At 64.8% G+C, this 23,491-nt stretch carries 20 protein-coding genes; 17 read left to right on the top strand and 3 right to left on the bottom strand.

Features of this window, described 5'->3' with window-relative positions:
• Positions 1 to 21 precede the first annotated feature (21 nt).
• The 4 genes from OCK02_RS08225 to OCK02_RS08210 are packed head-to-tail and all read left to right on the top strand — an operon-like array spanning position 22 to position 3,871.
• On the top strand, positions 22 to 885 hold the full coding sequence (locus tag OCK02_RS08225) for an isocitrate lyase/PEP mutase family protein (RefSeq protein ID WP_263812610.1): 864 nt from the start codon (positions 22 to 24) through the stop codon (positions 883 to 885).
• A gap of 16 nt (positions 886 to 901) precedes the next feature.
• Positions 902 to 2,317, top strand: coding sequence for a 3-isopropylmalate dehydratase large subunit (gene leuC, locus OCK02_RS08220; RefSeq protein WP_263812609.1), 1,416 nt, complete (start codon positions 902 to 904; stop codon positions 2,315 to 2,317).
• Positions 2,314 to 2,931, top strand: coding sequence for a 3-isopropylmalate dehydratase small subunit (gene leuD, locus OCK02_RS08215; RefSeq protein ID WP_263812608.1), 618 nt, complete (start codon positions 2,314 to 2,316; stop codon positions 2,929 to 2,931). Before leuC ends, leuD begins: the two co-directional genes overlap by 4 nt.
• Before the next feature lie 10 nt (positions 2,932 to 2,941).
• A complete protein-coding gene (locus tag OCK02_RS08210; protein ID WP_263812607.1) occupies positions 2,942 to 3,871 on the top strand; it encodes a 3-hydroxyacyl-CoA dehydrogenase in 930 nt (309 codons plus the stop codon).
• A 21-nt stretch (positions 3,872 to 3,892) separates the two neighbouring features.
• On the opposite strand, the gene OCK02_RS08205 is transcribed toward OCK02_RS08210, so the two are convergent.
• Positions 3,893 to 4,645, bottom strand: a complete 753-nt coding sequence (locus OCK02_RS08205; protein ID WP_263812606.1) for an SDR family NAD(P)-dependent oxidoreductase — start codon at positions 4,643 to 4,645, stop codon at positions 3,893 to 3,895.
• Positions 4,642 to 5,952, bottom strand: coding sequence for a histidinol dehydrogenase (gene hisD / locus OCK02_RS08200; RefSeq protein WP_263812605.1), 1,311 nt, complete (start codon positions 5,950 to 5,952; stop codon positions 4,642 to 4,644). Before hisD ends, OCK02_RS08205 begins: the two co-directional genes overlap by 4 nt.
• Before the next feature lie 94 nt (positions 5,953 to 6,046).
• On the opposite strand from hisD, the gene OCK02_RS08195 reads away from it, so the two are divergent.
• The 4 genes from OCK02_RS08195 to OCK02_RS08180 all read left to right on the top strand — a co-directional run bounded on the left by OCK02_RS08195 (position 6,047) and on the right by OCK02_RS08180 (position 10,148).
• Entirely contained in the window at positions 6,047 to 7,027 is a 981-nt protein-coding gene (locus OCK02_RS08195; protein ID WP_263812604.1) for a substrate-binding domain-containing protein, read from the top strand.
• 168 nt (positions 7,028 to 7,195) lie between these two features.
• The gene (locus OCK02_RS08190) at positions 7,196 to 8,188 is read left to right on the top strand and encodes a TRAP transporter substrate-binding protein (RefSeq protein WP_263812603.1); all 993 of its coding nucleotides are present in this window, start codon (positions 7,196 to 7,198) and stop codon (positions 8,186 to 8,188) included.
• A gap of 147 nt (positions 8,189 to 8,335) precedes the next feature.
• Entirely contained in the window at positions 8,336 to 8,866 is a 531-nt protein-coding gene (locus tag OCK02_RS08185; protein ID WP_263812602.1) for a TRAP transporter small permease, read from the top strand.
• A 1-nt stretch (position 8,867) separates the two neighbouring features.
• The gene (locus tag OCK02_RS08180) at positions 8,868 to 10,148 is read left to right on the top strand and encodes a TRAP transporter large permease (RefSeq protein WP_263812601.1); all 1,281 of its coding nucleotides are present in this window, start codon (positions 8,868 to 8,870) and stop codon (positions 10,146 to 10,148) included.
• Positions 10,149 to 10,186: 38 nt separating this feature from the next.
• On the opposite strand, the gene OCK02_RS08175 is transcribed toward OCK02_RS08180, so the two are convergent.
• On the bottom strand, positions 10,187 to 11,212 hold the full coding sequence (locus OCK02_RS08175; RefSeq protein WP_263812600.1) for a LacI family DNA-binding transcriptional regulator: 1,026 nt from the start codon (positions 11,210 to 11,212) through the stop codon (positions 10,187 to 10,189).
• 185 nt (positions 11,213 to 11,397) lie between these two features.
• Between OCK02_RS08175 and OCK02_RS08170 the strand changes: the two genes are divergently transcribed.
• The 9 genes from OCK02_RS08170 (at position 11,398) to OCK02_RS08130 (ending at position 23,477) form a co-directional block, all read left to right on the top strand.
• On the top strand, positions 11,398 to 12,765 hold the full coding sequence (locus OCK02_RS08170) for an LLM class flavin-dependent oxidoreductase (RefSeq protein ID WP_263812599.1): 1,368 nt from the start codon (positions 11,398 to 11,400) through the stop codon (positions 12,763 to 12,765).
• A gap of 20 nt (positions 12,766 to 12,785) precedes the next feature.
• The gene (locus OCK02_RS08165; protein WP_263812598.1) at positions 12,786 to 14,147 is read left to right on the top strand and encodes a DUF1446 domain-containing protein; all 1,362 of its coding nucleotides are present in this window, start codon (positions 12,786 to 12,788) and stop codon (positions 14,145 to 14,147) included.
• Positions 14,148 to 14,149: 2 nt separating this feature from the next.
• Positions 14,150 to 14,467: a DUF4387 domain-containing protein gene (locus OCK02_RS08160; protein ID WP_263812597.1), complete on the top strand. Its 318-nt coding sequence runs from the start codon at positions 14,150 to 14,152 to the stop codon at positions 14,465 to 14,467.
• A 78-nt stretch (positions 14,468 to 14,545) separates the two neighbouring features.
• Positions 14,546 to 15,889: an MFS transporter gene (locus tag OCK02_RS08155; protein ID WP_263812596.1), complete on the top strand. Its 1,344-nt coding sequence runs from the start codon at positions 14,546 to 14,548 to the stop codon at positions 15,887 to 15,889.
• Positions 15,890 to 15,915: 26 nt separating this feature from the next.
• Complete coding sequence (locus tag OCK02_RS08150; protein ID WP_263812595.1) at positions 15,916 to 16,875, top strand: flavin reductase; 960 nt, start codon at positions 15,916 to 15,918, stop codon at positions 16,873 to 16,875.
• 25 nt (positions 16,876 to 16,900) lie between these two features.
• Complete coding sequence (locus tag OCK02_RS08145) at positions 16,901 to 17,782, top strand: MBL fold metallo-hydrolase (protein ID WP_263812594.1); 882 nt, start codon at positions 16,901 to 16,903, stop codon at positions 17,780 to 17,782.
• 37 nt (positions 17,783 to 17,819) lie between these two features.
• The gene (locus tag OCK02_RS08140) at positions 17,820 to 18,944 is read left to right on the top strand and encodes a zinc-dependent alcohol dehydrogenase family protein (protein WP_263812593.1); all 1,125 of its coding nucleotides are present in this window, start codon (positions 17,820 to 17,822) and stop codon (positions 18,942 to 18,944) included.
• Positions 18,945 to 19,209: 265 nt separating this feature from the next.
• Positions 19,210 to 20,397, top strand: a complete 1,188-nt coding sequence (locus OCK02_RS08135) for an efflux RND transporter periplasmic adaptor subunit (RefSeq protein WP_263812592.1) — start codon at positions 19,210 to 19,212, stop codon at positions 20,395 to 20,397.
• Positions 20,394 to 23,477 carry an efflux RND transporter permease subunit gene (locus OCK02_RS08130; RefSeq protein ID WP_263812591.1) on the top strand — a complete coding sequence of 1,028 codons (3,084 nt, stop codon included), beginning with the start codon at positions 20,394 to 20,396 and terminating at the stop codon, positions 23,475 to 23,477. Before OCK02_RS08135 ends, OCK02_RS08130 begins: the two co-directional genes overlap by 4 nt.
• Positions 23,478 to 23,491: the final 14 nt, after the last annotated feature.

The raw sequence follows: 23,491 nt of genomic DNA, 5'->3' as shown, positions 1-23,491 counted from the left end.
CCATTTCTGAAGGAGAAGTCCATGTCCGACCCACGGCTCAAACAGGCGATCGCAACCGGCGAATTCGTTGTCGCTCCCGGCGTGTTCGACCTCATTTCCGCGCTGATGGCCAATTCGATGGACTTCAGGGCGCTCTATGTGACGGGCTACGGCACGGTCGCATCCTATCTCGGCGTGCCGGATGCCGGCATCGCCACCTATCGCGACATGCTCGAGCGGATCGCGCAGATCTGCAAGCGCACTGAAAAGCCGATCATCGCCGATGCGGACACGGGCTATGGCGGGCTTTTGAACGTCCGCACGACGGTGGAGGGATATGAGGCCGCCGGCGTCACCGCGATCCAGATCGAGGACCAGGAATTTCCCAAGAAGTGCGGCCATACGCCCTTCCGGCGGGTCATCCCGACCGCCGACATGCAGCGCAAGATCGAGGTCGCGGCCAAGGCGCGGAAGTCCGACGATTTCCTGATCATCGCGCGGACCGACAGCCGCACCTCGCTCGGCATCGAGGAGGCGATCCGGCGTGGCCAGGCCTATGCCGAGGCCGGAGCGGATGTCGTCTTCGTCGAATCGCCGGAAAGCGAACAGGAAATGATCGACGCCGCCAACGCCATCAAGGCGCCGATGTTCGCCAACATGGTCAATGGCGGGCGCACGCCGCTTCTGTCGGCCGATCGGCTGAAAGCGATGGGATACGCCATCGCCATCCATCCCGCAGTCGGGTTCCTGGCCATCACGCGTGCGCTGGAAAAGGCCTATGGCGACCTGCTCGCCAAGGGCATCACGAGCAGCGACATCGATCTCTATTCCTTCGCCGAGATGAACACGCTCCTCGGTTTCGAGGACATCTGGTCGTTCGAGAAGGAATGGGCGGAAGCCGTCTAGGATCGGATGCCTCGCGATGAACACGCCACGCACCCTCTATGAGAAACTGTGGGACAGCCATGTCGTCCGTCCGATATCGGACGACACCGCGCTGCTCTATGTCGATCGCCACCTGCTGCATGAGGTATCGACGCCGCAATCCTTCGTCGCGCTCGACAAGCGCGGCTGCGGCGTCCATCGGCCGGCCGCCAATCTGGCGGTTCCCGACCATTCGGTGCCGACGCGTCATCGCGACCGCCCGATCGCCGATCCGCAGGCGAGGGCGCAGGCGGCGCGGCTGGTCGAGAATGTCGAGCGGTACGGCATTCCCTTCATTCCGCTGGACGATATCCGGCAGGGCATCGTGCACGTGATGGGCCCGGAGCAGGGTTTCACGCTGCCGGGCATGACGCTCGCATGTGGCGACAGCCATACCTCGACGCATGGGGCGTTCGGCACGCTCGCCTTCGGCGTCGGCGCTTCCGAATGCGGGATCGTCATGGCCGCGCAGGCGCTGGTGCAGCGCAAGGCGCGCACCATGGCGGTGCGGATCGAAGGCGCGCTGCCTCCCGGCGTCGGGGCGAAGGACGTCGCGCTGGCCTTCATCGCCCGGGTGGGTGTCAACGGCGCTGCCGGTCATGCCATCGAGTACATGGGGTCGGTCGTGCGCGGTTTCTCGATGGAAGCGCGCATGACGCTCTGCAACATGGCGATCGAGGCAGGCGCGCGCGTGGCGCTGGTGGCGCCCGACGACGTCACCTTCGACTGGCTCAAGGGCCGCCCCATGGTGCCGCAGGGCGATCTCTGGGAGCAGGCGGTGTCCTGTTGGCGCAGCCTGCCCAGTGACGAGAACGCTGCCTTCGACCGGGAAGTCACGCTCGACGCCGGCGAGATTGCGCCGCATGTCACCTGGGGTACATCACCTGAAGACACGATCGCGATCGACCAGCCGGTGCCCGATCCGGCAGCGGTCGTGGACGAGCAGCGCCGGGGCCGACTGCAGCGGGCGCTCGCCTATATGGACCTGGAGCCGGGAAAGCCGATCGAGGGGACGCCGGTCGACATTGTGTTCATCGGGTCCTGCACCAACGGGCGGCTGGTGGACCTCGAGGCGGCGGCCGACGTGGTGAGGGGACGCAGGGTTGCGCCCCATGTCCAGGCGCTGGTCGTGCCCGGATCGGGCCTTGTGAAAAGAGCCGCGGAAGAGAAGGGGCTGGATCGCATCTTCATCGAAGCCGGCTTCGAATGGCGCGAAGCGGGCTGTTCGATGTGCGTGGCGATGAACGAAGACCGGCTGAAGCCCGGCCAGCGCTGCGCCTCGACCTCCAACCGCAATTTCGAAGGCAGGCAGGGAAGGGGCGGGCGCACGCATCTTCTCTCGCCGGCGATGGCGGCGGCCGCGGCCATAACCGGGACGCTGACCGACATCCGCAAGCTGGAGGCAATGTCGTGAGTGAACCGCTGGTCCGCATCGCTTCCCAGGCGATCTCGCTGCCCGATCCGAACGTCGACACGGATATCATCTTTCCGGCGCGGTTTCTCCTGAAGATCGACCGCGACGGCATGGCCGACTGTCTGTTCCACGACCGTCGCTTCGATGCCGATGGTGTCCTTCAGGAGGCATTTCCGTTCAACCGGCCGGACCGGCAAACGGCGCAATTCCTTGTGGCCGGTCCCGGCTTCGGCTGCGGTTCGTCGCGCGAGCAGGCGGTATGGGCACTGACGGATTGGGGCATCCGCGTCGTGATCGCGCCGGATTTCGGCGACATCTTTTCCGGCAACGCCGCAAAGAACGGGCTTCTGCTTATCCGCATGGATGCCGGGCGCACGGCAGAGCTCGCAGCGAAAGCGGAGCGCGGCGCGATCTTCTCGGTCGATGTGCCTGCGCGCATGTTCACGGTCGACAACGAGGAAGTGTGTCGCCTCGATCTCAGCGATGCCATGGCGGAGGCCTTCATCGAGGGCTGGGAAGAGATCGACGTGATCCTGAACCGCGAACGGGAGCATATCGCTTCCTTCGAGGCGGACCATCGATCACGCCAGCCATGGCTGTTTGCCAATGAGTAAGGAGACAGGAATGAATGCGATCAGGACAGTTGCCGTCGTCGGTGCCGGTCTGGTGGGACAGGGCTGGGCAATCGTCTTCGCGCGCGCCGGCATGGACGTCGCGATCTTCGACGCACGCGAGAATGCCGAAGCCGTCATCGGTGCCCAGATCGAGAAGGCGGTCGGCGATCTGGCCGCAGGCGGCCTTTGCGATGATCCGGCATCGCTCCTGTCGCGCATCCGGTTTGCCACGAGCCTCCAGGACGCGGTCGCAAGCTGCGACTACGTCCAGGAGTCGGCCTTCGAGCGGATCGATGTCAAGGTCGATGTCAGCCGAGCCATCGATGCTGCGCTTCCCGCCCATGCCTTCGTCGGCAGTTCCACCTCGGGCTTTCCAGGCTCCGATTTCTATGCGGATTGCAGGAACCGTGCGCGCATGATGGTCGTGCACCCGGTCAATCCGCCGCATCTCGTGCCCCTGGTCGAAATCGTGCCGACACCCTGGACCGCACCCGAGGTGGCCGCGCGGGCGCGCGAACTGATGGAGCAGGTCGGGCAATCCGCTGTCTCCCTCTCGCGCGAAGTGCCGGGCTTCATCCTGAACAGGCTGCAGGGCGCGCTTCTGGACGAGGCCTTCGCGCTCTTTGCCGAGGGCTATGCGACAGCCGACGATATAGATCGCACGGTGCGCGACGGGCTTGGCCTGCGGTGGGCGTTCATGGGGCCTTTCGAGACCATCGATCTCAATGCCCCGAAGGGGCTGGCCGACTATGCGGAGCGTCTCGGGCCGATGTATTCCGGCTTTGCTGAACAGCGCAAGGCCAACCGGGACTGGGTGCCGGAAGCCGTAGTGCGCGCCGACGCCGAAAGACGCCGGGTGTTGCCGGCCGGCGCGCTCGAGGACCGGCGATCCTGGCGCGACGACATGCTGACGCGCATGGTCAGGGCGAAGCGCGGATGAGACTCGGTGGCGGCGGGCGGCTCAGTCGGCCGTCCACCCGCCATCGATCAGGAGAGACGCCCCCGTCATCAGGGAAGACGCGTCGGAGGCGAGAAAGACGGCTGCGCCGACGAGATCGGACGGCTGCCCCAGGCGGCCGAGCTTGATCTTCGACAATGTCTGCCGGCGAAACTCCTCATTGTCGAGGAAGGGTGCGGTCATCGGCGTTTCGATGAAGGTCGGGCAGATGGTGTTGATCCGGATGCCGACCGGGCCGAGTTCCACCGCCAGGGCTCTGGTGAAGCCCTCGATCGCCCATTTCGAGCCGCAGTAAAGCGTTCTGTTGGCGCCGCCGACATGCCCCATCTGCGACGACATGTTGATGACCGAACCCCGGACCGCGCCGGCCGCCATGACGGCCGTCACCGCTTTCGCCGCGAAGATGGCCGCCTTGGTGTTCAGCCCGAAGACGGCGTCATAGTCTTCCTCCGTCACCTCCGAGAGCGGCTTTGGCCGGTTCGTCCCGGCATTGTTGACGAACACGTCGAAGGCCGGCTGCGCCTCGATCCGGTCCCGAAAACCGGTGATATCGGTGACATCGCAGACGAGCGGGGCGGCCCCGAGGCCCCGGGCGGCGAGCTCGGCGCAGGCGGCTTCTATCTCGTCGCGCGACCGGGCGCAGAGCGTGACCTGCGCGCCCGCCTCGGCAAGGCCTTCGGCGATCGCCCGGCCGATGCCGCGGCCGGCGCCGGTGACCAGCGCGCGCTTGCCGGTGAGATCGAAGAGGCCGTTCATTCGGCGGCTTCGCCATAGGCGACGGTCTGGCCACCATAGCGGCGGACGCGGAGATTGGCCTGCTCGGCGTGGCCGACGAAGCCCTCGAGCATGCAGAGCCGCGAGCAATAGGCGCCGATCTCGGCGGCGGCTGCGTCCGTCGTGACCCTCTGGTAGGAATGGGTCTTCAGGAACTTCCCGACCCACAGGCCGCCGGTATAGCGTCCGGCCTTCCTGGTCGGCAGCGTGTGATTGGTGCCGATGACCTTGTCGCCGTTGGCGACATTGGTGCGCGGTCCGAGGAAGAGCGCGCCATAGGAATGCATGTGTTCCAGGAACCAGTCGTCGCGGTCCGTCATCACCTGCACGTGCTCGGAGGCGATCTCGTTGGCGACGTCCAGCATCTCCTCGTAGCTGTCGCAGACGATCACCTCGCCATAGTCGCGCCAGGAGGCCGATGCGGTCTCCGCCGTCGGCAGGATCTTGAGGATGCGCCCGATCTCCGCAAGCGTCGCCGTTGCCAGCGTCTCGGAATTGGTCACGAGCACGGCGGGCGAGTTGTAGCCGTGCTCGGCCTGCCCCAGCAGGTCGGTGGCGCAGATCTCGGCATCGATCGTGTCGTCGGCGATGACCATCGTCTCGGTCGGGCCGGCGAAGAGATCGATGCCGACGCGGCCGTAGAGCTGGCGTTTGGCTTCGGCGACGAAGGCGTTGCCGGGACCGACCAGCATGTCGACCGGGCGGATCGTCTCCGTCCCGAGCGCCATCGCGCCGATCGCCTGGATGCCGCCGAGCACGTAGATCTCATGGGCACCGCCAAGATGCATGGCGGCGACGATCGCCGGGTGGGGCATGCCCTTCTGCGCCGGTGCGGCAGCGGCGATGCGCGGCACGCCGGCCACCGAGGCGGTCAGCACCGACATATGCGCCGAAGCCACCATCGGGAACTTGCCGCCCGGAACATAGCAGCCCACGGACTGCACCGGGATGTTGCGGTGGCCGAGGACGACGCCCGGCATCGTCTCGACCTCGATATCGGTCATCGAGGCCTTCTGGGCCTCGGCGAACCGGCGGATCTGCGCCTGCGCGAAACGGATGTCGGCCATGTCCCGGTCGGAGACCCTGTTCATCGCGGCTTCGATCTCCGACGGGGCCAGCCTGAAGGACGCGGGCGAGAAGTTGTCGAACTTCGCCGACAGATCGCGCACCGCGGCATCGCCGCGCGTCTCGATGTCCCTGAGCGTCGTCTCGACGAACGACCGCACTTTCGCGTCGTCGTCCGCGCGTTCGGCTGCGGGCTTGCCCTGCTTCAGATATCGAATGGCCATGACGGATACCTCCCTTTTGGCGACAGAGCTAATGTGCTAGCGATGACGATTGCAAGTTTTCATCGGCGTTTGAAAAATTTTCACGGAGGCGGGTTTGAAGCCGACAGCCAAGCAGGTCGCCCATGAGGCGGGGGTTTCGATCTCGGCCGTGTCGCGTGCATTTTCGCCGGGATCGTCGATCGATGCGGACAAGAGGCAGCGTATCCTGCAGGTTGCCGTGCAGTTGGGCTATACGAGCCCGGCGCGCCGAACCGCCGAGGTGATCTCCGCCGGAACCGTCACGCTCGTTGCCGGCGACCTTGCCAATCCGTTCTATCCCCTCGTACTCGATACGCTTGCCAAGGCGCTTCAGGCGGTCGGGCGACAGTTGCTCGTCTATGCGATCCCGCCGCAGACGGACATGGATCAGTTGACGCCGCAGATCCTTGCGGCCCGCCCCAACGCGCTCGTGGTGACGTCGGCGAGGCTGACCTCCGGCATGGCCCAGGCCTGCCGGCAGCATGGCATCAAGGTGGTGCTCCTGAACCGGATCCAGCGCGATGTCCGTGTCAATGCGGTCGCCTGCGACAACCATGCGGGCGGGCGGGACGCCGCGACCTTTCTGATGGCGCGCGGGCGGCGTCGCATCGGGCTCATCGGCGGCATTGCGGATACCTCGACCCATCGGGAGCGGGTGCAGGGCTTCCGCGAAGTCCTGCAGGAGGGAGGACATTCCATCCTTGCGGAGGCGACAGGCGACTACACCTACCGCGGCAGCTACGTCGCGGTGCAGTCGATGCTGTCAAGGAAGGACCGTCCCGATGCGCTCTTCTGCTGCAACGACATCATGGCGCTGGCGGCGATCGATGCCGCGCGCGAACGCGGGCTTTCGGTCCCCGCCGATCTCTCCATCATCGGGTTCGACGACATTCCCATGGCCGGCTGGACGTCCTATCGCCTGACAACGATCCGCCAGCCGGTCACGCGCATGGTCAACGAGGTCGTGAGCCTGATTCACGATGGCGCGCACGTTCCGGTCGACGAGACGACCACAAGCATCCTGCCCGGAAAGCTGATGATAAGAGGCAGCGCCTAGGCGCCCGGCCATCTCATTCCCCCGTGTGAAAATTTGACGGAAGACAAATAGAACTTGACTGGCCGGGTAAATTCGCCATGGTTTGTGCACACGTTTGCGCATCATCGGCAGGCACGAAGGAGGTCGTGCCTGCAGCCAGGGATGCGAGAATTGGGACGGGAGGAATAGATGAGACTCAAAGTGTTTGCCGTGCTGCTGACGGCGGTTCTTTCCATTGCGGTCGCGCCGGGCAATGCCGCCGAGCGCACGCTGCGTGTGGCAACAAGCGTCCCGCACAATCACTATCTCACCAGGGTCATCAAGGAATTCGCAGCCAACGTGTCGAAGCGGACGAATGGCGGGCTTGCCTTCGAGTTCTACGATTCCGGCTCTCTCGTCAGCGACCAGCACATGGACGAGGCCGTGGCGAACGGCACGATCGACATCGGGATCGCCTCGGCCTCCATCCTCGCCGGTACGGTGCCGGCGCTCAACGTCTTTGCCGTCCCCTTCTACTTCGACAAGCGCGAAAAGCTCGACCGGTCCGTCCTGCCGGGAATGCCGATCCGGGCCATGCTCGACGAGCGGATCAACGAGACGGGATCGCGGGCGCTGTTCTGGATCCCCTATGGCTTCATCACGATGATCACGCGTGACAAGGAAGTGCATACGCCTGCCGACATGAGCGGGCTCAAGATCCGGACCTTCGGCTCGACGGTGAGCGAATTCGTCGAGGCTCTCGATGCGGCGCCCGTCGTCACCAGCGGCAGCGAGCAGTTCCTGGCGCTTCAGCGCGGCATCGTCGATGGGGGGCTGACCGGCTGGCCTTCGGTCGAGGAGCGCCGGCTTTTCGAGGTCTCCCGCTACGTGATCGCGACCGACCACATGTACGAGACGCATTTCGCGCTGATGAGCGAAAAGACCCTCGACGACATGCCGACCGAGCTCCGCGACATCTTCCGCGAGGAGGCGGCAAAGCTGGAGACCGTGCTGATGGATCGCATCTTCGATGCGACGAGACACACCCGGGACGTCCTTGCGACGAAGATGACGATCGTCGACCTCACCCCGGAGGAAGTGGCCGCCTGGAAGGAGAAGACCGCGCCGGTGGCAAAGACGTTCTACGAGAACGGCGACGAACTTGCCCGCGCGGTGTTCAGGGAAGCCAAGAAGATCCAGTAGGCGACGCCGCACTCCGGCCCATTTTCCCGCCGACGGGATCATGCAGTCAAATCAAAACGATAGGCGGTGGCCGCGGCCACCGCGAAGGTCAACTGCGCTCCGGCGCAAGCACCGGGATCAGGTGTGAATATTCGGGAGGACCGCTTCATGTCCACGGAAGAAAAGAAATGGGTCGCCGCGACCGAGGCGACCGTCATGAAGATCGGCGAGCTCAGTTCGTGGATCTACCTCTTCATCGGCATCATCGTCGCCTATGAGGTGGCGCTTCGTTACTTCTTCAACAGCCCGACCGACTGGGTCGAGGAGACCTCGCGGCTCGGCATGGTCTGGGCGACGTTCCTGATCTTTCCGGCCTGCATGAGCCGGCGCCAGCTGATCTCGATCACGCTCCTTTCCGATGCGCTCGGCGATCGCGGCAAGGCGGCGCTCGAGGCGATCAGCTTCGCCGTCATCTGCGTGGCCTGCGCGCTGGTGACCTGGCATGCGGCAGAGGCGGCGATCGACGCGGCGATGGTGGGCCGGGCCACGGCGAGCGTCCTGCGTATCCCCTACTGGCTCTTCTATCTTCCGGTCGCGCTCGGCTTCTTCCTGTTCTTTCTCCAGGCCGCACTCGAACTGGTCCTGCTTCTGGCCACCGGCCAGCGGCGCAAACTCGAACTGACGCACGAGGAAATCTGAGATGGAAAGCATGCTCGTTCTCATCGCGCTTTTCGTGTTTCTCTTCGCAGGGCTCCCGGTCGGGATCGCGCTGACAACAACGGGCATCGGCCTGTTGATGCTGAAGGGCGTACCGCTTGCCAGCGTGTCGATGGAGTTCCTCGGCTCGGTGAACAATTTCATCCTTCTCGCCGTACCGGTCTTCCTCCTGACCTCGAACATCCTCCTGAAGGCGGGCGTCGCAAAAGACCTCTTCGACGCCGTGCAGCGGTGGGTCGGCGGGATCCGGGGAGGGGTCGCGATCGCGACGATCATTTCTTGCGGAATTTTCGCAGCGATTTCAGGATCTTCTGTGGCCGTTGCGGCGATGATCGGAACCGTGGCCATCCCCGAGATGACCGGGCGCGGTTATGATCGCCGCTTCGTCATGGGCACGCTGGCGGCAGGCGCGACGCTTGGCATTCTCATTCCGCCGTCCATTCCGCTCATCATCTATTCGGCGGTCGCCGAGCAGTCCACGGCGTCGATGTTCCTGGCCGGCGTCGGGCCGGGTCTCTTCCTGATCGGGATCTTCCTTGTCTATTGCGTTGCCAAGTCGTTCATGGGAGCCGCTCCGGAAGTCGAAGCCGGCGCCTCGGAACCGGGTGGGCGCATGGCGGCAAGCATCCGTGCCCTGCCGACCATCGTCATCGCGCTGACGATGATCATCGGCATCTATGCGGGCGTCTTCACGCCGACGGAATCGGCTGCGGTCGGGCTGGTGATGACGCTCGTCTACGTGTTCGGGATCCGACGCGGATTGTCCTTCGCGGACTTCCGCGACGCCGTCTTCGGCGCCGGTCTCACCACCGCCAACCTGCTGCTGATCATCGCCGGGGCAAATGTCTTCGGCAAGGCGATCATGCTCTACCGCATTCCCTACGAGATCTCGGAGTGGATCGCCGCCAACATCGAATCGGCCGGTCTCTTCATGCTGACCGTGACGGCAGTGTTGCTGCTGTTGGGCCTGTTCCTCGAGGGAATCGCGATGATCCTGATCGTGCTGCCGGTGCTGCTGCCATCGCTCGGCGTCCACGGCATCGATCCGGTCTGGTTCGGCATCTACTTCGTTCTGATGATCGAGATCGCCCTGATCACGCCGCCGGTCGGGATGAACCTTTTCGTCATCCAGTCCGTGGCCAAATCGAGCCTGAAGGAGGTGATGTACGGGGCCTTGCCCTATGTCTTCATCATGCTGGGGACCGTGCTTGCGATCTACTTCTTCCCGGCGATCGTCACCTATATCCCCTTCGGTGGCGGATAGGTGGATCGCTTCGGCAGGGGGCGCGGCGGCGCCCTCTGCTACGCGCGGCCGGTGGAACCGCGGACGACCAGCTTTCCGCGCATGGCGATCAGTTCGTCGGGGAGGTTCGGGTCCAGCGTGCGTGCCTGCAGCAGTTCGAAAGCGCGCTGGATCATCAGGGGCAGAGGCTGCTGGATGGTCGTCAGGTCGTAGATCGGCCTGGCGGATGCCGCCACGCCGTCGAAGCCGGCCACCAGGATCTCGCCGGGCACGTCGACAGAGGCCAGCCGCAGGGCGTCGAGGACGCCCATGGCCATGATGTCGCTCAGTGCGAACACCGCATCCGGCCGCCGGCCGGCCGGCAATCCGGCTATTTCCCTGCCCGCTTCGAAGCCTCCGTCGTAGTTGGAGTGGCCGTCGAACCGATGCGAAAGCGTGAAGCCGGCCTGCTCCAGTTCGGCGACGAAGCCCTCTTCCCGTTCGCGGGACGTGGAACTGGTCGACGTCGTATAGACGAGGCCGAAGCGCCGGCGCCCGCGCGCGATCAGAAGACGCGCGATCTCGGCGCCGCCGGCCCTGTTGTCGCAGGTGACGAAGCAGCCATGCGAGAGCGCAACGCGGTTGACCATGACGAGCGGCACGTTGTTCTGGGCGCAGATGTCGGCCGCCTTCGATGACAGGATGGCCGAGGAGATGATGCAGCCGTCGACCTGATACTGGATCAGTGCCTGGGCGGTCGTATCCTCGATCGGGCCGGCACCCGCATGGATGATGAGCAGGCGGAAGCCGAGCTTCTCCGCCTGGCGCGTCGCCTCATGCAGAAGCTCCGTATAGAAGGGGTTCTCGGCGGGGCCCAGCACCAGGCCGTACAATCCGCTCTTGCCGGAGGAGAGCGTGCGCGCCAGCGCATTCGGCATGTAGCCGTGCTCTTTCGCCAGCCCCAGAATGAGATCGCGCGTCTTCTGCGAGATGCGGGTGTCGCCCTTCAGCGCGCGCGTCACCGTCGACGGTGCCACACCCGCCAGTTCCGACAGGGTGACGACCGTCGCCCTGCGCGGTGTCGATGGGGTCAGGATCGAGCTCATGTCGCTTCATAACAAAACGTTGGCGGCCTGTCGCGTCGGTCCGCATCTTTCCCGGGCAGGCGACGATACCCCGCGCGGGACAAAAATTTCCGTCCCAACTTGACATTCCGCACGCAAACCGATTGGATTGGATTGCGCAAACGTTTGCGCAGAAAATTGCATTTTATGAAGGTATGGGAGGAACGATGTCCGCTTCAAAACGCCAGATGAAAATGGTGGGCTTCCTGCAGGCGCAGAACTGCTCCATCGCGCCGGGCTCCTGGCGGCATCCGGCCGGTGCCACCGATTTTCTGTCCGCCGAGTACTTCCAGCGCATCGGTCGCATTCTCGAGGAAGGCAAATTCCATCTTGCCTTCTTCGACGATCGTCTGGCGATGCCGGACATCTACGGCGACGATCACAGGGAGGCGGTCGAAAACGGCGTGCGCGTCGTCAAGATGGACCCGGTCTCGATCATCACGGCGATCGGCATGGCCACGAGCCGCATCGGCCTCGGCATCACCTATTCCACGACCTATTACGAGCCCTTCCACGTCGCGCGCCTGTTCGGCACGCTCGATCTGATGACCAAGGGCCGCGCCGCCTGGAACGTGGTGACCTCGCTCAACAATTCGGAGGCCGCCAATTTCGGCCGCACCGAACACCTCGCTCACGACCTGCGCTATGAGCGGGCCGACGAATTCATGGAGGTCGTCACCGGGCTGTGGAACAGCTGGGAGCCCGACGCGCTGATCGTCGACAAGGAGACCGGCCAGTTCGCCGATCCGAAGAAGGTTCACCGGCTCGATCACAAGGGCAAGTATTTCAGCTCGCGCGGTCCACTGCCGGTGCCGCCGTCGGCGCAGGGGCGCCCTGTGCTCATCCAGGCCGGCCAGAGCGGCCGCGGCCGCCAGTTCGCCGGCAAGTGGGGCGATCTGATCTTTGTCGTCTATCCGACGATCGAGACTGGCCAGAAGCAGTATGCCGCCGTGAAGGAGGAGGTCGCCGCCGCCGGCCGCGATCCGGACGAGGTGGCAATCTGCCCGGCCTGCTATGTCTGCGTCGGCGAAAGCCTGGAGATCGCCGAGGAGAAGCGCGAATATATCCGCGCGCTCGCCAAGCCGATCGATGCCGTCGTGCTTCTTTCCGAAGCGCTGAACTTCGATTTCGCCAGCAAGCCGATGGACAGCGAGTTCACCGACGAGGAGCTGCAGAAGCTGTCCTGGTCCGGTTTCAAGGAGCGGGTGATCACGCTGAGCGGCAAGCCCAACCCGACCGTGCGTGATTTCGTGCACTATTCCGGGCGCGGCACGATCGGCGAATTCCCGATCTTCTGCGGCACGCCCACCATGGTCGCCGACCAGATGGAAGAGTGGTTCACGTCCGGGGCCTGCGACGGCTTCGTGCTGGCCGCCACCCATACGCCCGGCGCCTACGAGGACTTCGTCCGTTATGTCGTGCCGGAACTGCAGCGCCGCGGCGTCTACCAGAACGACTATGCAGGCACGACGCTTCGCGAAAACCTCGGCATTTCCATGCCCACCCATCCTGCCCGGCGCCAGGCGGCCGAATAAGCAGCAGTCGGAGAAGATTGATGAAAGAGTTCAGAATGCTCTCGACGAGCGGCATCCTCGGCTATGGCTATGCGGAGGAATCGCTCAAGATCGGAATGTCCTGGGAGCCGCATGTCATCGGTTGCGATGGCGGCAGCACCGATCCGGGTCCCTATTATCTCGGTGCCGGCAAATCCTTCTGCTCGCGCCTGTCAGTGAAGCGCGACCTGCGGCTGATGCTGCAGGCGAGCATCGCAGCAGGTATTCCCTGCATCATCGGCACGTCCGGCGGTGCCGGCGGCGAACCGCATCTGCAGGATACGGCGGCACTGGTGCGTGAGATCGCGCGGGAAGAAAAGCTGTCGTTCAAGATGGCGCTCATCCATTCGGAACAGAGCAAGAGCGATCTTGCGAAATGGGCCGAAAGCGGCATCACCAAGCCGCTTGCCAAGATGAAGCCGCTCGATCGTGGCATGATCGACAATGCGACCCGCGTCGTCGGCATGATGGGACCGGAGCCGTTTGCCAAGGCGCTCGACGAGGGCGCGCAGGTCATTCTCGCCGGCCGCAGCAGCGACCCGGCGCAATGGGCGGCCCCCGCCATCCGCGCCGGCATGGCGCCGGCACCCTCATGGTACGCGGGCAAGATGCTGGAATGCGGTGCCGAGCCCACCGTGCCGAAGGAGCCGGACTGCATCTTCCTGCGCGTCCGCGACGACCACGTCGTCTGCGAACCGCCGAACCCGATCCGCCGCTCGACGCCGCTTGCGGTCGCGAACTTTGCCCTGCACGAGAATTCGAGCCCGATCCACCATGTCGAGCCGGGCGGGTTGCTCGATACGGCCAATTGCCGCTTCGAAGAGATCAGCGATCGTGCAGTCAAGATCGACGGCATGACCTGGACGCCGGCGGAGCGCTACACGGTGAAGCTCGAGGGCGTCGAGATGGCCGGTTACCGTGCGATTGCCATCTGCGGCACGCGCGACCCGATCCTGATCTCGCAGATCGACGACTATCTCGCCACCCATCGCGAGAAGGTGGCGGTGAAGGCCGCCTCCTTCGGCGTGCCGCGGGATGACTACCAGATGATCGTCCATTGCTATGGCAAGGATGGCGTCATGGGTGGCTGGGAGCCGGTCAAGCAGATCACCAGCCACGAGCTCGGCTTCGTCATCGAAGTGGTCGGCAAGACGGCGGATGTCGCCAATGCCGTGATCGCCATGGCGCGCACCTCGATGCTGCATGCGGACTTCCCGGGACGGCTCTGCAAGGAAGGCAACATGGCCTTCCCGTTCAGCCCTTCCGATATCGACATGGGGCCGATGTACCGCTTCAGCATCTTCCATACGGTCGAGGTCAGCGATCCTTGCGCCCTCTTCCCCATCGAATACGAGAAGGTTTGACCATGGCCCTCATCAGAGACATTGCCCAGATCTGCAAGAGCAAGAACGCCGGTCCGTTCAACGTGACGATCGATGTTCTGTTCGAGGACCACGCGGTCTATCGCAAGGTGAAGGATACGGGGGTTTTGAACGCCGCGCTCTTTTCGAAGCTCTATGGCGTGAAGGAAGAGGACGTGCTGTTCACGCCCTATGACACGGCGGCTGCCTTCAAGGCGACGTTTCCCCGCGCCATTCCGGCCGGCGATATCGGCGATACCGACGTCTATGGGGCGCAACAGCATGCGCCGCTGCTGGACGTCGACATTCCGCTCGAAAAATAACGTTCACTATGCCTGGGTCCTCCTGCCGGGGAGGCGGGAAGATCCAGGCGGTCGCCAATTCAGCTCGGGGAGGAGCTTATGGCCACAGAAACATCCGACATCCGCAAGGTCGCATTGGCGAGCTTCATCGGATCTACCCTGGAATGGTACGATTTCTTCATCTTCGGTACCGCCACGGCACTCGTCTTCAACAAGCTGTTCTTTCCTGAGTTCAACCCGGTAACGGGCATGATCGCGGCATTTGCGACCTTCGCTGTCGGGTTCATCGCCCGGCCCCTGGGCGGCATCGTGTTCGGCCACTTCGGCGACCGGATCGGCCGCAAGGCGATGCTGGTGTTGAGCCTGACGATGATGGGCGGCATCACCTTCCTGATCGGTCTCATCCCGACCTATGCGGTGCTTGGCATCGGTGCGCCGATCCTTCTGACGGTGCTGCGTTTCCTGCAGGGCTTTGCCGTCGGTGGCGAATGGGGCGGGGCGACGCTGATGGTCGTCGAGCATGCGCCCGACAGGACGCGCGGCTTCTTCGGCAGCTGGCCGCAGATGGGCATTCCGGCGGCACTCCTGCTCTCGTCAGGCGTGATGGCGCTTGTCGGCGCGCTGACGACGCCCGAGCAGTTCATGGCCTGGGGATGGCGCTTGCCCTTCCTGTTCAGCGGCGTGCTGCTCGTCTTCGGCATCTTTCTGCGCCGCCGACTGGCTGAATCCCCGAGCTTCCAGAAGATGAAGTCCGAGGGGGAGCGCGAGCGCCTGCCCGTCGTCGAGGTGCTCGGCAAGCACGGCAGGAAGACCGCACTCCTCGTCGCCTGCCAGGCGGCGGAAAATACCAGCTTCTACGTCGTGGCCGTCTATTCTCTGGTCTATCTGACCACTGTGGTCGGCATCGATCGCGCCACCGCCTTGAACGCCCTGATGATCGCGGCTGTGTTCTGCTTCGTCGCCCAGCCGCTGTTTGCCGGGCTGTCCGACCGTATCGGCCGCAAGCGCGTCTTCATGGGCGGGATGATCTTTAACGGCCTCTTCATCGTGCCGTTCTTCCTGTTCCTCGATACGGCGAGCGTGTTCTGGATCACGGCGGCGATGACGCTCTCGATCGTGTTCGGGCAGGCGACGACGCAATCCACGCAACCCAGCCTCTTTGCCGAGCAATATGGTGCCTCGGTGCGCTACAGCGGCGTCTCCGTCGCCTACCAGTTCGCCACCGTGCTCTGGAGCGGCCCGACGCCGATGATCGCCGCATCGCTCTGGGCCTGGTCGGGAAGCTGGATACCGCTCGCCTGCTACATCGGCGCTGCGGCCTGCCTGTCGGTCCTGACGATCATTCCGCTCCGCGAGGCGGCCGGTGCCGATCTCGAAGGCGGTCGGAGCGAAGACCGGCGCGAACCGGTGTCTTCGACGCGCCCCGCCCACCAGTATCCGTGAAACAGGGAGCCTCTGGCCCAATCGCCATGTCCAATGACCAACGCATTCTCCGCAACGCCCTTGGATCCTTCGCAACAGGCGTCACCGTCGTCACCACCCGTGCGGCCGACGGCAAGGATATCGGCCGCACCGCCAACAGCTTCAGTTCGGTCTCTCTCGATCCGCCGATGATCCTATGGAGCCTGGCGAAGACCTCCTCCAGCTTCGAGGATTTCAGGCAGGCAGGACATTTCGCCGTCCATATCCTGTCTGCCGACCAGAGCGACATATCCGGCCTCTTCGCAAGCAAGAAGGAAGACAAGTTCGAAGGCCTGGCGGTGGAGAGGGGAGAGGACCGGATCCCTCTCCTGAAACACTGCGCCGCCCGCTTCGAATGCCGGACCGCCTATCAGTATGAAGGTGGCGACCACATCATCTTCGTCGGCGAGATCATCGGCTTCGAACATTCCAGTACGCCGCCGCTGGTCTTTCACGGCGGGCAATACGGCCGGCTGATCCGTCATGCCGGCGAGACCACGTCCTTCGAGAAGAAGAGAGACAGCCTCTCCCCCGACGACTTCATCTACCAGATCTCCCGTGTCTTCTATCAGATCAGAAGCGGTGCGGTCGCCGAACGGCGCCGGCGGGGCTGGGACGGCGCGGACTACGCCGTCCTGACATTGCTCGGCCACGAGGATGGCAGGACGCTTGACGACATAAGGCAGATCGGGCGTTCTCGCGGCGACGAAATAACGGACGCCACGATCGACAAGCTCAAGGCAACGGGCATGATCCGGGTCGAGGCCGCATCTCCGCACCGGGTTCACCTCGCGCCCGAGGGGCGCAAGGCGATGATCGGGATCGTGGCGATGTTGAAGGCCGCGGAGACGGAATGCCTGACGCTTCTCGACGAGAACGAGGTCTGGGTGCTCAAGCAGCTCCTGAACAGGCTGGCGACCTCGACGGATGCGGGCTGGCCGCCCGTCCGCCAGCAGGCCTCCGCCTGAACGGGCGCGCATATCGGAGGTTTTCATGACCCGCTTTGCCATCGGAGACGTGACGGTTTCCGCCATATGGGAGATGGAGGACACGTCCTTCCAGATGAGGACGTTCTTCCCGCCCGTCACGGACGAGATGCTGGCCAAGGAGCGTCCCTGGCTCGCGCCGGCGTTCTACGATCCGGAAACGGACCGGATCAGGCTCAGCATCCATGCCTGGCTGATCGATACCGGCCGGCACAGGATCCTGGTCGATACCTGCGTCGGCAACGACAAGCAGCGTCACGCCCGCAAGCAATGGTCCGATCTCAAGACGCCGTTCCTCGATCGCCTGCGTGCGGCGGGCGTCGAGCCCGAAGAGATCGACTATGTCTGCTGCACCCATCTTCATGCCGATCACGTCGGCTGGAACACGAGGCTTCTCGACGGGCGCTGGGTGCCGACCTTCCCGAACGCGCGATATATCTTCGGTCGGAAGGAATATGACTACTGGGCGGAGAAATATGGCTCCGATCCCGGCAGCCATCACCTTGCAGCCTATTGCGACAGCGTCTTGCCGGTGGTCGAGGCGGGGCAGGTGGTGCTGGTCGATGACGGCTATGAGCTGGACGGATGCCTGACGTTCAAGCCTGCACCCGGACACACACCCGGTCATGTCGCCATCTGGCTCAAATCCAACGGCCGGGAATGCGTATTCTCGGGCGACATCATCCATCATCCGATCCAGCTCAGATATCCGCAACTGAGCTGCATGGGTTGCGAGGACCAGGCGCTATCGGCGCGAACGCGGACGGCGTTGCTGGGCGGTATCGCAGATACCGACACGATGCTGATGACCGGACATTTTCTGGCGCCGCATGCGGTCCATATCGAAACGGACGGAGAAAGTTTCCGCATGCGGTGTTCGCAGTGCTAGCTTCGCTGGCCGCAGATCGAATTTCAGGGAGTGAGACATGAAGATCAGAGCAGCCACGCTTCGCCAGATGGGCGCGAGCATGCCCTATGCGCAAAGCAAGCCGCTGGAAATCGCCGAGCTTGACCTGGAGCCGCCCGGGCGAGGAGAGGTTCTGGTGCGTATCCGCGCGGCCGGGCTTTGCCATTCGGATCTCTCTGTCATCAACGGCAGCCGGCCGCGTCCGATGCCGATGGCGATCGGCCACGAGGCGGCCGGCGAGGTGGTCGAGCTCGGCGAAGGCGTCGACGATCTCGCAGTCGGCGACCACGTCGTGCTCGCCTTCGTGCCGAGCTGCGGCCATTGCCTGCCCTGTTCGGAAGGCCGCCCGGCGCTTTGCGAGCCGGGGGCCGCGGCCAACGGCAAGGGCACATTGCTCACTGGCAGTATCCGGCTGAAGTCGCATGGCGAGCCGGTGCATCACCACATCGGCTGCTCGGCCTTCGCCGAACACGCCGTCGTGTCGCGCCGCTCGATCGTCAAGGTCGACAAGGACCTGCCGTTCGACGAGGCGGCGCTGTTCGGCTGCGCCGTGCTGACCGGTGTCGGCGCGGTGGTGAACACGGCGAAGGTGCAGGCGGGCCAGACCACGGTCGTCATCGGCCTCGGCGGCGTCGGTCTGGCTGCTCTTCTGGGCGCGATTTCCGCCGGTGCCGCACAGGTCATCGCCGTCGACCTCTCGGAGGAGAAACTGGAGATGGCCCGCCAGCTCGGGGCGACGGCGACGGTCAATGCCCGCGATGCGGATGCCGTCGAGAAGGTCCGCCAACTCACCCATGGCGGCGCCGATTTCGCCTTCGAGTTTGCAGGCTCGGAAAAGGCGCTGGAGAGCGCCTACAAGATGACGCGGCGCGGCGGCACGACAGTCACGGCCGGACTGCCGGCGCCGACGGCCGCTTTGCCGGTCAACATCGTCAGCCTCGTGGCCGAGGAACGCACGCTCAAGGGCAGCTATATCGGCACCTGCGTGCCGGTTCGCGATATTCCGCGCTATGTCGCGCTCTACAAATCGGGGCGCCTTCCGGTGAACAGGCTTCTCAGCGGATCGATCCGCCTGGACGAGATCAACGAAGGCTTCGACCGCCTGCACAGGGGCGAGGTTATCCGGCTGGTCGTCGAAATGTGAGGTTCGGGCGTTTTCGAAGGGCCGCGAAAGGGGCGCCTTTCCCGGCCTCGCCCGCCTAGGAACGTGGAGAACGTCAACTCTTCTCAAGGCGTCAGACCGCCCCGGTGCAACGTTTCTTAACGCGATGACACACCCATCGGTGCCCTGATCGCTAGGGTCACTTCCGGATTATCCGCAACTGTCTGCGGATCAAACGGAAGGGCGTTTCATGGGTGGGATATCCCGATCATTCTTGTCGCAGGCGCATCCGGCCCCGAGGTTTCTGGTGGGCGTGGTGCTTCTCTGGCTTGCCTTCATTTCCACCTCCCAGGCGGCCGAGGAACAGATGCCGGTTACGGTTGTCGTCGCCCGCCAGGGTGCCGTGACCGAGACGGTTCCCGTGGTCGGGTCGCTCGCTGCAAGGGAAGAGGTTCAGGTACACCCGCTCGTCCAGGGGCGGGCGATCGAGCATATCCTGGTGGAGGTCGGGCAGACCGTCGACAAGGGCCAGCCGCTCGCGCTGCTGGACACGACCGATGCCCGCCTGTCGCTCGACAGGAACGCGGTCGGCATCCTGCGCGCGGAGGCTGCCGTCAGGGTGGAGGAGAGCAGGCTCGATGTCGCGAAGGTGAGCGAGGCCGAGGCCCGCAAGGTTCTGGAGCGCAGCAGGGCGCTGCAGCCGAAGGGTGCCGTCTCGCAACAGGTTCTGGACGAGCACGAGAACGCCCATGCCCGCGCGGTGGCCGAACTGGGGCTGGCGCTGCAGTCGCTGAAGCTTGCCGAAGCCGACGCGCAAATCGTTGCCCGTGAGCGCGACGAGATCGAACTTGCGATCGAGCGCAGTACCGTCAGGGCGCCGGAGGGCGGGCTCGTCCTGAGAAGAACGGCTCGCGTCGGCATGATGGTGTCCGGCTCCGGCGGCCCGCTCTTCGTCCTGGCGAAGGACGCGGCCATCGAATTCGTCGCCCAGGTGACGGAGACGAGCTTCGTGCGGCTGGCCGAAGGCATGCACGCAACCATCACCCAGCCGGGATATGAAGGCCCGCTCGGTGGCACTGTGAGGCTCAATGCGGCCGAACTCGATCCGGCGACGCGCAGCGGCGAAGTGCGCGTCGAACTCGACGACGTGGCTGGCCTGAGGCCCGGCGTTTTCGCCCGCGGCAGCATCAATGCCCTGGCGCGTCGCAACATCCTCCTGCCCGGCAGTGCGGTGAAGACCGCCGGCGGCGCGAGCAACGTCTTCGTCGTCGAGGACGGCGTGGTGGACCTCCGCCAGGTGACCGTGGGCGTCCGGCAGGACGGCTTCGTCGAGATCCTAGACGGGCTGCGCGACGGCGAGATGGTCGTTCTGAAATCCGGCGGCTTCCTGAAGGCCGAGGAGAAGGTCCGGCCGGTCATTGCCGCCTCCGCGCTTCCCTCCACGGATCATCTGGCCGCGTCCCTTGCGATCGGGAAGGTGGAGGCCGCGCGATGAACGGCAACGTCTCGTCCTGGGCGATCCGCAATCCGCTCCCGTCCATCCTTCTTTTCGTCGTCCTCACCGTCGTCGGGCTCTACAGCTTCGTCAAGCTGCCGATCACCTATTTCCCGACGATCATCACGCCGACGGTCAAGGTCACCGTCGAGCAGGCCGGTTCCACGCCGGTGGAGCTCGAGACCGAGGTGACGCGGCTTGTCGAAAACGCCATCGCCTCGCTGCCGGCGATCAAGGAGCTGTCCTCGACGATCGGTGAGGGGCGATCGGTGACGACCGTCGAATTCGAACTCGGCCCTGTTTCTCCCGACCGGGCAATGGCGGACGTGCGCGATGCCGTATCCCGGATCCGGGGCGACCTGCCGGACACGATCGACGAGCCGGTGATCGAGCGGATCGAGGAGGAGACGCAATCCGTCGTCACCTATGCGGTCTCCAGCCAGGACATGACGGTGGCGGAGCTCTCCTGGTTCGTCGACGACACCGTGACCCGCGAATTGCAGGGCCTGTCCGGCGTCGGGCGCGTCGAACGGATCGGCGGCGCAGAGCGGGAGATCCATGTTGAGCTCGATGCCGACAGGCTGCAGGCGCTTGCGCTGTCGGTCAGTTCGGTCAACGAGGCGATCGTCGAGGGCCAGCTCGACCGCTCCGGCGGGCGCAGCGAGATGGAGGGCGGCGAGCAGGTCCTGACGACCACGGGAGCCGCCGGAACGGTGGCGGAACTTTCCGAGAAGCGTCTCTCGCTCTCGGGCGAAAATTCCGTACGGCTGGCGGACGTCGCTACGGTTCGCGATACCGTCGCCGAGCCTCGGGCCTTTGCGAGCCTGAACGGCGCCGATATCGTCGGCTTCGCCATCTACCGCTCGCAAGGGGCAAGCGACGTGACCGTGGCCGCCGCTGTCGCCGATGCCGTGGCGACGCTGGGCGAGGCCCATCGGGACCTGCGTTTCCGCCTCGTCAACGACAATGTCTCCTACACGGCCGGAAACTATCATTCGGCGATGAACACGCTGCTGGAGGGCGCTGTGCTCTCGATCGTCGTCGTCTTCCTGTTTCTGCGCGACTGGCGCGCGACGCTGGTGGCCGCCGTGGCGCTGCCGCTGTCGATCATTCCGACCTTCTTCGCGCTCGACCTGCTCGGCTTTTCCCTCAATATTCTCAGCCTTCTGGCGATCACGCTGGTGACGGGCATCCTGGTCGACGATGCGATCGTCGAGATCGAAAACGTCGTGCGCCACCGCAATATGGGCAAGTCCGCCTACCGCGCGGCGCTGGATGCGTCCGACGAGATCGGGCTCGCCGTCATCGCGATTTCCGCAACCATCATCGCGGTCTTCGCGCCGGTCGGGCTGATGAGCGGCGTCGTCGGCCTCTATTTTCGCGAGTTCGGCCTGACGGTGGCGATCGCGGTATTCTTCTCCTTGCTGGTGGCGCGGCTGATCACGCCGATCATGGCGGCCTACATCATGACCGGTGCTCCGCCGTCGGAGGGACATAGAGGCCGGTTGTCGGTCGCCTACGAGGCCCTGCTGCGCGCGACGTTGCACCGGAAATGGGCGACGGTCGCATCTGCGGTCGGCCTCTTCGCGCTGGCGGTCGTCTCGCTGATGTCGGTTCCGACCACCTTCCTGCCGGAGGAGGACACCGGACGGCTGACCCTCACCGTCGAGTTGCCGCCCGGCGCCACGCTCGAGGAAACGCGAAAGGTGACGGACGCGATCTCGGCGGAGGTCGGACAACTCGGCGAGGTCGAAGGCGTGCTGGTGCGCGCGGGGTCGAGCATGACCGGCCAGCAGGACGTGCGCTATGCCGTCGTCTCGATCGAGCTCAGACACAAGACCGAGCGCGACCGGTCCTCCTTTGCGATCGAGGCGGAACTCAAGGAGAGGCTCGCCGGCATTCCGGACGTGCGGCTGCGTTTTCTCAACGATCGCGGTGGCCGCGACGTATCCTTCTCCGTGCTGGGCAGCGACGGCGACGCCGTCGAGCAGGCGGCCGATCGGATCCTGCGCGAGATGGCCACAGAGGGGAGTTTCGTCGGCCCGGCAAGCGACGCTGTCGCCATGCGCCCGGAACTGAAGGTGACGGTGGATGCCGACAAGGCAGCGACGCTGGGGGTCTCGACTGCGGCCATCGCCAGCACCCTGCGCATCTCCACGATCGGCGACGTGGATTCGCGGCTCGCGAGCTTCGTCGAAGGCTCCCGCCAGATCCCGATCCGCGTCGTGCTCGACCGAACCGCCAGAGGCCGCCTGCCGATCTTTGAAACCCTCAGCGTACCGACTTCGGCGGGAGGACAGGTGCCGCTGTCGGCCGTGGCCGCGAGCAGCTTCGACGAGACCGTCGCCTCGATCGATCGTTTCGACCGGCAGCGCCGCATCGAGATCGGCGCGGACATGGCCGCCGGCCTGACCTCGGGGCAGGGGCTGGAGCGCCTGTTCCTGCTCGACAGCGTCAGGACCCTGCCGGAGGGCGTGCGCGTCCAGGCCACCGGCGATTCCGACACCGAAGGGGAGATTTTCCAAAGCTTCGCCGTCGCCATGGGGGCGGGCATCATGCTCGTGCTCATCGTCCTGATCCTGTTGTTCAGGAGCATGCTTTCGCCATGGACGATCCTGGCGTCGCTGCCGCTGTCGATCGGTGGCGTCGCCGTGGCCCTGCTCGTGAGCGGGCACACGATCTCGCTGCCCGTCGTCATCGGCATCCTGATGCTGATGGGCATCGTCACGAAGAACGCCATCATGCTGGTCGACTTCGCCATCGAGAGGGAGGCGCACGGTCTTTCGCGGCCGGAAGCCGTCGTCGAGGCCTGCCTGGAGCGTGTGCGGCCGATCGTGATGACCACGCTCGCCATGGTCGGCGGGATGCTGCCGTCGGCCTTCGGCGTGGGGGACGGCGGCGAATTCCGGGCGCCGATGGCGATCGCGGTGATCGGCGGCCTGCTGGTCTCCACCATCCTGTCGCTGATCGTGATCCCCTCCTTCCATCTCATCCTGTCGGGCATCGGCGATCGCCTGAGCCACGCCTTCCGGCCTTTCCTCCAGTCGGCCGAAGCGGGTCCCGGTGGGATCCGGAAATAGCGCGTCCGTGCCCC

Origin of the sequence: Rhizobium sp. TRM96647 (genome assembly GCF_025780115.1) — a bacterium.
Classification (GTDB): Bacteria; Pseudomonadota; Alphaproteobacteria; order Rhizobiales; family Rhizobiaceae; genus Mycoplana.
The sequence above is the reverse complement of the archived record's forward strand: the minus strand, read 5'-3'. Positions and strand labels throughout refer to the sequence as shown.

Bases quoted from the DNA above. Each gene is read 5' to 3' on its own strand.
- OCK02_RS08170 (WP_263812599.1), top strand. From the start codon at position 11,398: ATGTCCGCTTCAAAACGCCAGATGAAAATGGTGGGCTTCCTGCAGGCG.
- OCK02_RS08155 (WP_263812596.1), top strand. From the start codon at position 14,546: ATGGCCACAGAAACATCCGACATCCGCAAGGTCGCATTGGCGAGCTTC.
- OCK02_RS08180 (WP_263812601.1), top strand. From the start codon at position 8,868: ATGGAAAGCATGCTCGTTCTCATCGCGCTTTTCGTGTTTCTCTTCGCA.
- OCK02_RS08160 (WP_263812597.1), top strand. From the start codon at position 14,150: ATGGCCCTCATCAGAGACATTGCCCAGATCTGCAAGAGCAAGAACGCC.
- OCK02_RS08190 (WP_263812603.1), top strand. From the start codon at position 7,196: ATGAGACTCAAAGTGTTTGCCGTGCTGCTGACGGCGGTTCTTTCCATT.
- hisD (WP_263812605.1), bottom strand. From the start codon at position 5,952: ATGGCCATTCGATATCTGAAGCAGGGCAAGCCCGCAGCCGAACGCGCG.
- OCK02_RS08185 (WP_263812602.1), top strand. From the start codon at position 8,336: ATGTCCACGGAAGAAAAGAAATGGGTCGCCGCGACCGAGGCGACCGTC.
- OCK02_RS08205 (WP_263812606.1), bottom strand. From the start codon at position 4,645: ATGAACGGCCTCTTCGATCTCACCGGCAAGCGCGCGCTGGTCACCGGC.
- OCK02_RS08140 (WP_263812593.1), top strand. From the start codon at position 17,820: ATGAAGATCAGAGCAGCCACGCTTCGCCAGATGGGCGCGAGCATGCCC.
- OCK02_RS08165 (WP_263812598.1), top strand. From the start codon at position 12,786: ATGAAAGAGTTCAGAATGCTCTCGACGAGCGGCATCCTCGGCTATGGC.
- OCK02_RS08150 (WP_263812595.1), top strand. From the start codon at position 15,916: ATGTCCAATGACCAACGCATTCTCCGCAACGCCCTTGGATCCTTCGCA.
- OCK02_RS08225 (WP_263812610.1), top strand. From the start codon at position 22: ATGTCCGACCCACGGCTCAAACAGGCGATCGCAACCGGCGAATTCGTT.
- OCK02_RS08175 (WP_263812600.1), bottom strand. From the start codon at position 11,212: ATGAGCTCGATCCTGACCCCATCGACACCGCGCAGGGCGACGGTCGTC.
- OCK02_RS08130 (WP_263812591.1), top strand. From the start codon at position 20,394: ATGAACGGCAACGTCTCGTCCTGGGCGATCCGCAATCCGCTCCCGTCC.
- OCK02_RS08145 (WP_263812594.1), top strand. From the start codon at position 16,901: ATGACCCGCTTTGCCATCGGAGACGTGACGGTTTCCGCCATATGGGAG.
- OCK02_RS08210 (WP_263812607.1), top strand. From the start codon at position 2,942: ATGAATGCGATCAGGACAGTTGCCGTCGTCGGTGCCGGTCTGGTGGGA.
- leuC (WP_263812609.1), top strand. From the start codon at position 902: ATGAACACGCCACGCACCCTCTATGAGAAACTGTGGGACAGCCATGTC.